Genomic DNA, 6,428 nt, shown 5'->3' with positions numbered 1-6,428 from the left:
TCCAACAACTCTCGAGATTGCGCTATCCAAACCCGGGTACGCCCGCGCGGTCTACTCTTAGAGTATCGATCTCGATCCCGCGCGACCCCTTACGCGCGAAATCCAAACTAGTATAATATATGGGGGTAGTGGGGGGTGGGTGTATCCCTATACCAGGTCGTCATTCTCTGAACCTTCCAATAACAGGGTCTTGACCTCTTTCGTCTTCCTCTTCGAGATGTCGTACTCAAGACGAATACTCGTCCTGTTGATATACTTCTGTCCGTGGTTGTCGCCGATGAACTTCTCGAGGTCGGGAGCGTCTGGATCATTCAAAATTTCGTCGGCAATCTCACGCGGATCCCTCTCTTCTTCCTCTTCTTTCTCGAGGGCTTCCGCAACACGGTCGTTTAGATCTCCAGTGAACTCCTCTTTCTTCTCTTCGTACGCTTCCTGGAGTTCTTCGGAGGGTAGGTTAATCGCCAAGCGTTTGTACTTCTTCCTGACTCCAGTCTCGGGATCCTGTAGTTCGGGATACTTGTAGTAAATTCTCGTTGCGGATCCTGTCGCCTTCGGGTTCTTGTCGAGGTACTGGAACTTCGTGATGTTCTGATTCTTCTCGTAGTCAATACGGATGGGCTCCAGATACGCGTGTAGGAGAGTCCTGGCTCCTTTATCGAGGAAGCCGAGTGCTGGAAGGGTGAAGATCGCCGCGCGGTTCTGATGCCTCCAGGTCTGCAGTACCTGGTTGAGTAGCTGGTTACTGTCAGAGTACCAGTCTCTTGCTCCCGCCGCGACCCCTGCCTCGTCGAGTACGATCACGCTCCCTTGTCCGTAGCTGTCGTCACGTACGAGGTCTATGAACTCGTCTATGCTGAAGGCGACTTGATCGATACTGAAGTCGGGGTCGAGTACTTCGGCGATACGAAGAGCGGCATATGACTTTCCACCTCCCGTTTCCTGGCATATCGCAGCCATCCAGTTCTTGTTCTTCTTATGCATCCTTCGCCAGACCATCTTCCGGAGGATAGGATTGTCCCGGATTTCCTCCGGCATCATACCTACATCCTCGTCTTTTTCCTCAGTCTCGCGGGTTGGGTAGCCGATCTCTATGTCTGACCCGCTGCTTCTTATCTCAGCATCTATGTCTTCGTCGAACGATTCGTCGGGATCTCGGAGTCGGACGTCTTCTATTTCCCTGGTCATTGATCATAGTCCTCCTATTGCTATCTGATACGAGACAACTCCGATGACGAAACCGAGTAGGGCTATCATGATTTTGGATAGGGATCGGACTGTGCTGGATAGGAAATAAGTCGCTGTGAAAACGGAGAAAGCGACTATTAGACCGATTAGAATCTCGTTGTACCTGAGCGCGGGAACGGTCATATTTCTCCCTCCTCGTCGTCGGCTTCGAGTGTACGTGTATCTCCCGCGAAGCCTATCTCGGCTGCGATTAGATCGAGGTCGGAGTGAATACGTGCGAGGTGTTCGGGGTCGATGTCCGCGGAGTCTATGTAGGTCTCGGTATGTTTTCCTTCTATTACGTCGTCGTGAGTCTCTTTTCTCTCGATCTCACGGAATCCCCAGGACAAGAGCTCGGAAAGACCATCTATGTCGGCTCGAACCCCCTCCTTTGTGGTCACGGAGTAGGTTTTCTTCTCCCACAGCTTCTCGATCTTCGAGGCTTTGTTTTTCTCGACGTGGGGCGAGAGGCGGCTTGCGTACTCTATGATCCATGTGTTGTACCGTCGTACGGCTTCGTCGCGGGGGATGTCGGCTCTTTCTCCGAGTCTGTGAACCTGTATGCAGGCTGCTCTCCATTCGCTGCACATCTCCTGGGCATCGTGGATCAATCTACTCGGACGGGCACTCTTGTCTTCCTCAGGGCTACGGCTACTCATCCTCTACCTCCACCTCCTTGGGGATATCGATTATGAGACGCTCATTTTCTCTATCCTCTATGAGTTCTGCCTTCTCCAGACGCTCCCCGTATCTGCTCACCAAATCTTTACTTATGTGTAAATAGGTCGTCGAGTAGTTGCCTTGCTCGACAAGCGAAACCTCGCCAAGGCTCAGCATGTTTATATCGTGCAACATATCATTATCTGCTAATTCATCCATAATAAATCCACATTGAAGAATAATACCAATACCAAAAGGATATACGTATTTCTCTATTATTTAGTTATTATTTGACCACCTATATTTAATATGACTTCTTCAGAGACCGAAATATGGTCGATCCAGAAGACCAGAAGATGCTTTATGAGGCGAGTAAGACCGTCGGAAAGTCGAAGGTAGAAGAAGCTCGTACAGCCGAGGGTGGACAGATCGGCACCCTCAAACAGCTAATAGTGTTCTTCTCGATGCTGGCTATCGGCATCATAGTCGTAGCTAGGATATACGGCTCAGCGGGTACTCCGGAGAACGCCGAGTTCAAGTCTGCGTACAATAACTCACAGACCCAGGCGGCGGACGTCTTCAACTTCGCGCCGATTGTGGGTCTCGTGATGGTCGCCGGTCTCATCATAGGCGTCGTCACAGCGTTCTCGGGTAAGTAGTAGAGCTTCCAACCAGCCCATCCCCCTTTAGCCCAGACCCACCATGAAACAACTCGCATTACTGCTTTTTGCGGTGCCGTTGTTCATCGTAATCGCTCTACTCGTAGCCGACGCCGGGCATAGCTCAGTACCTACCCACACGTACACTCAGACTAACGAGTCGTTCACTCAGGACGTCGGTAACTACACCAACCTCAGCGCGTCGAGCATAGACAACGCGACGGCGTTCGACGACGAGACAGTCTACAATTCGAGCGGACACGAGCTTGTCGAGGGTCGAGACTACGACTTCGACACCGAGGAGATCTCGATCCGTATCCTCTCGACACAGAACACGAGCGACGGCTCTCCGGCTAAGATCACGTACAGCTACACAGCCAAGCCCGAGTCCGCGAGGACGTCGACGACAGTCCTCTCGACGGTGTTCGGTGCTGTCGCGCCGATGCTTACCTTCGTCGTCGGGATCTTCGTCGTCCTCGGCGGGATCATGGTCTTAGGGAGGGTTTAATCGTGTTCGTACTCACTCACTCGGTCGTATTCCTCGCCGCCCTCGCGTGGTCGTACGTAGTCCTCCGGCGCAAGATCAACGAGGTACTCGGAGGACTCAGCGCGTCGATCCTCTGGATAGTCGTCCTCTACGGCTCGACGAATATCGTTAGTCCCGTGTCGTGCTCTTCGTGCTCGTCGAACTACGTCCTCGTGCCTCACTCGTCGGAGATGCTCGTGTACGTCAGTCTCGCGTTCTCGGTGCTTATGTTCATCTACGCGTTCTGGGCGGCTCTCGGAGAATCGGAGCGTTTCGAGGGGATCGGCGGACTCGGCTCGATAGACAGTTTCAGAGAAAGGAGAGGCTAACCCATGTCTCAGTCTAAACCCAAGTCGAACGGTAAGGCTAAGTCGAACGGGAAGGTGAGTCCTCCTCCTCGTATCGGAGGAGGCGTAGGTGTACAGGCAGGTGAACACATAGACGACCTCACGGAAGTCGACATAGATCCGAAGTCGGAGAAGCTCCTTAAGAATCTGTTTTCGCAGGACTTCATCCTCGGGAACCTCGAAGACGCCGAGGTCAACGAACAGCGCGAGCTAGCGCGTTGTATGGTCGAACTCGTCGAGTCGGCGTATCCTCCCGAGGAGTCGGTAGTCAAGGGAGAGTATCGGAAGGTACTCCTCGACGACGAATCGGACGGAAAGAAGGCTCTCGGCTCGACGGAGAAGACGAACCTCGAAACGGCGTTGATGACGTTCCTCGCGCGAGTGTCACGTAGCCGCGAAGGGTGGCAACAGGACAAGATGTCGGAGAGGATCAACGTCCAGCGGACTGAGGGACAGTCGTCGTCCTCGAAAAGCAAGCTTCAGAAATTCCTCTTCGGGTGATAAAAATGAACGCAGTAAACCTAATCGCATGGATAATATCGGGACTGTCAGTCAGCTACCTTCTCGCGGTCATGGTCGCGCCGTCGCTCAGCCGGAAATGGCGTGAGAGGATAGTATCGCCTTTAGAGACTCTCATGTGGCTCGGGTACGACCAGGCACTCTTCATACAGAAAAGAGACGCCAACTACGAGCTACGTCCGTACGACCGCGACAAGGAGACCGGATCTCTCCTTGTCGGAGACGAAGACGACCCAAAACAGTACGATCCGTCGTCGGGAGGTATCCGGCACATAGGCAAAGCCAAGATAGGAGTCGCCTACGAGAAGATGACTCCGGTCTTCGACGTGCCCTTCTCGAAGATAGGGGAGCAAGAGCGACGGAAGGTATCCGACGGAGGCGACGTCTACCAGGATAGAGATGGAGAAAAATACTGGGTACGCGGTGTCGGAATCCCCGAGGAGGGAGTCCTCGTCAACGTCGGAGATGCTATAAATATACTCTCGGAGGGAGGAGGCGCGGATCTCCCGAGGAGAGTCTACAAGCACGCCGTAGCATCTCAAAAGGAGTTCGACGACGGTCTCTTCGGAGGGAAGCTCGTCGAAGCGGGGATCACGATGTCGGCGTACTTCGTCGGTGCCCTCACGTATCACATGGCGACCCAACTGTCCTCGTCCGGCGGCGGATCGGGCGGGGGCATGGTCGACTCGGTGACGGGTAGTCTTCCGTCCGGCGTCATAGTCCACAAGATACCAGTCGTAGCGACTAACCTCGTGGGGGTGGTCTTCTAATGCCTCCTAACTCACGTACTGCGGGGTGGAAAACAGTCAGGAACAAGGGAAAGGCTATTATCTGGGTCAAGCCTCAGTCCGACGTCGGCTACGGCTCGGCGACCCAGATAGCTCTCCTCAAGACGTCCGAAGGATGGATACTCCGGCGAGTGATCCTCGACGAGAACGGAGATCCCCAGAACCAGGAAAACCTCAAGAAGCTCGGGAAGACTCCTCGCCGCGAGGCTATCAAGGAGGCTCGGAAGTACCTCCGTAAGAATCCGTACAAGAAGAAAGGAGTCAAAGAGAGGGCTAAGTCGAAGGCTCGACAGAAAAAGAAGGAGATCCAACAGAGGCGGAAACGTCGGAGGGACAAGAGAGTCCGACAGGGTAAGAGTCGAGCCGAGGCGGCTAAGGAGAGAGTTTCGGATCTCGCGGGACTAGCTAGGAAAGAGGCGTCCTCGATGGACGCGACCGACGGTATAGCTCGTTTTGAGGGTCGGACGGGCATGGATCGAGGTCGAGGCGGCAGTGGTGGACGTGTCGATCCGTACGAGTCGGACGAGACGAATCCTATCGAGTCTTTCGAGAGTGCGTTTGCAGGGACGGGAGGCGACTCGGGTGGGATCGAGGAGTTCGAGGAGTCCCTCGGAATCGGCGGAACGTCGGGGTCGAGCGGCGGTATAGACGACTTCGAGAAAGAGATGGAGGATCTCGACCTATGATACGGAGGCTAAAGAGACAGCCGTGGACGTCTCACGCGGCTCGATCCGCCGCCGTAGCCGTCGGCTTCTATGCCGGTAGTGCCGAAGGACAGGTAGTCGGGGGATTAGTCCTCGTGGCTTTAGCTGTGTACACGTTCTGGTGGTCGGCTAACCACCCCGATCTGGGCGACGACCTCGGGGGTGAGCCTCTATGAGAGTCAAGAGAGGAGACCCGAATCTCAAACAGTCCCTAATTGGAGCGGGGTTAGCGTTCTCGACGGTACTCGTGAGTTTTAGTATCCTCAAGCTATCGCCGGGAGGCGTCCGAGACTTTCTCGGATTATTGGGACTGTTGGTCTTGTTTCTGGTAGTCATAGCGACAGCCTTCGTGAGTACGTCTCTCGTTATGATGGGCGACGACCTCAGGGGTGAGCCTCTGTGACAGATATCCGTCGTCTGTCTCCTGGCGACGACGTCGACGACGAGTACGAAGAGACCGAGGTCGGTGAGGCGTGGAACCCGTCGTATGAGTGTCGTGTTCCTAGCTGTGGGTCTCCGATACACCAAATGGCGCGTTTCGAGACGCCGGATGGGACTCGTGTCGAGGGGTTCGTCTGTACTCGGCACTACCACGATGTCGAGGCGTGGAAGAACCACAGTAAGAAGCCGACTTGGATAAAGGAGGTCGATCCTTAATGGGGGTATTCGATGACATAGACGGTGATAGGATAGCCCGAGGCGGCGGTACAGCAGGCGGCGGATCAGCCGATGATGATGATGACGACAGCCCGACACAGGAGGAGATACAGAACGTCCTCGAAGGCACTCAGAGAAATATCAACGATGCCCGACAGGACATCCAGCAGTCTCGGGACATCATTCAGGAGGCAGACCGCGAACTCGCTGACGACCCCATTAACGATGACGGCGACCGGAACTACGAGAAGCTCGATAGGATGTTGGGAGGTGGTGGCGGCTCGTCGTCCGAGATGGATCGGTCGGCTCGAACCGGGTACCTCGACAGGCGATACAACGACGAC

At 54.7% G+C, this 6,428-nt stretch carries 13 protein-coding genes; 10 read left to right on the top strand and 3 right to left on the bottom strand.

The window, feature by feature from the left end; translation table 11 throughout:
* Positions 1 to 147: 147 nt before the first annotated feature.
* The 3 genes from SV253_09105 to SV253_09095 all read right to left on the bottom strand — a co-directional run bounded on the left by SV253_09105 (position 148) and on the right by SV253_09095 (position 2,103).
* The gene (locus SV253_09105) at positions 148 to 1,185 is read right to left on the bottom strand and encodes a zonular occludens toxin (zot) (GenBank protein MDY6776210.1); all 1,038 of its coding nucleotides are present in this window, start codon (positions 1,183 to 1,185) and stop codon (positions 148 to 150) included.
* A gap of 179 nt (positions 1,186 to 1,364) precedes the next feature.
* Entirely contained in the window at positions 1,365 to 1,883 is a 519-nt protein-coding gene (locus SV253_09100; GenBank protein ID MDY6776209.1) for a hypothetical protein, read from the bottom strand.
* Positions 1,876 to 2,103 carry a hypothetical protein gene (locus tag SV253_09095; protein ID MDY6776208.1) on the bottom strand — a complete coding sequence of 76 codons (228 nt, stop codon included), beginning with the start codon at positions 2,101 to 2,103 and terminating at the stop codon, positions 1,876 to 1,878. Before SV253_09095 ends, SV253_09100 begins: the two co-directional genes overlap by 8 nt.
* A 113-nt stretch (positions 2,104 to 2,216) precedes the next feature.
* Here SV253_09095 and SV253_09090 point away from each other — a divergent pair, with 113 nt between their 5' ends.
* The 10 genes from SV253_09090 to SV253_09045 form a co-directional block, all read left to right on the top strand.
* Positions 2,217 to 2,543 carry a hypothetical protein gene (locus SV253_09090; protein MDY6776207.1) on the top strand — a complete coding sequence of 109 codons (327 nt, stop codon included), beginning with the start codon at positions 2,217 to 2,219 and terminating at the stop codon, positions 2,541 to 2,543.
* A 43-nt stretch (positions 2,544 to 2,586) separates the two neighbouring features.
* On the top strand, positions 2,587 to 3,051 hold the full coding sequence (locus SV253_09085) for a hypothetical protein (GenBank protein MDY6776206.1): 465 nt from the start codon (positions 2,587 to 2,589) through the stop codon (positions 3,049 to 3,051).
* Positions 3,052 to 3,053: 2 nt separating this feature from the next.
* Positions 3,054 to 3,398, top strand: a complete 345-nt coding sequence (locus SV253_09080) for a hypothetical protein (GenBank protein MDY6776205.1) — start codon at positions 3,054 to 3,056, stop codon at positions 3,396 to 3,398.
* Positions 3,399 to 3,401: 3 nt separating this feature from the next.
* Positions 3,402 to 3,917: a hypothetical protein gene (locus SV253_09075; GenBank protein MDY6776204.1), complete on the top strand. Its 516-nt coding sequence runs from the start codon at positions 3,402 to 3,404 to the stop codon at positions 3,915 to 3,917.
* Positions 3,918 to 3,922: 5 nt separating this feature from the next.
* Positions 3,923 to 4,705, top strand: coding sequence for a hypothetical protein (locus tag SV253_09070; GenBank protein ID MDY6776203.1), 783 nt, complete (start codon positions 3,923 to 3,925; stop codon positions 4,703 to 4,705).
* A complete protein-coding gene (locus SV253_09065) occupies positions 4,705 to 5,409 on the top strand; it encodes a hypothetical protein (GenBank protein MDY6776202.1) in 705 nt (234 codons plus the stop codon). Before SV253_09070 ends, SV253_09065 begins: the two co-directional genes overlap by 1 nt.
* Complete coding sequence (locus SV253_09060; GenBank protein MDY6776201.1) at positions 5,406 to 5,603, top strand: hypothetical protein; 198 nt, start codon at positions 5,406 to 5,408, stop codon at positions 5,601 to 5,603. The genes SV253_09065 and SV253_09060 overlap by 4 nt, the downstream gene beginning before the upstream one ends.
* Positions 5,600 to 5,830, top strand: coding sequence for a hypothetical protein (locus SV253_09055; GenBank protein ID MDY6776200.1), 231 nt, complete (start codon positions 5,600 to 5,602; stop codon positions 5,828 to 5,830). The genes SV253_09060 and SV253_09055 overlap by 4 nt, the downstream gene beginning before the upstream one ends.
* Positions 5,827 to 6,084: a hypothetical protein gene (locus SV253_09050; protein ID MDY6776199.1), complete on the top strand. Its 258-nt coding sequence runs from the start codon at positions 5,827 to 5,829 to the stop codon at positions 6,082 to 6,084. Before SV253_09055 ends, SV253_09050 begins: the two co-directional genes overlap by 4 nt.
* Positions 6,084 to 6,428: hypothetical protein (locus SV253_09045; protein MDY6776198.1), on the top strand; the 345-nt coding region annotated here is incomplete at its 3' end. The genes SV253_09050 and SV253_09045, both read left to right, overlap by 1 nt.

It is taken from the genome of Candidatus Afararchaeum irisae (genome assembly GCA_034190545.1).
GTDB lineage: Archaea > Halobacteriota > Halobacteria > Halobacteriales > Afararchaeaceae > Afararchaeum > Afararchaeum irisae.
This window is presented reverse-complemented; position numbering and strand designations above follow the sequence as displayed.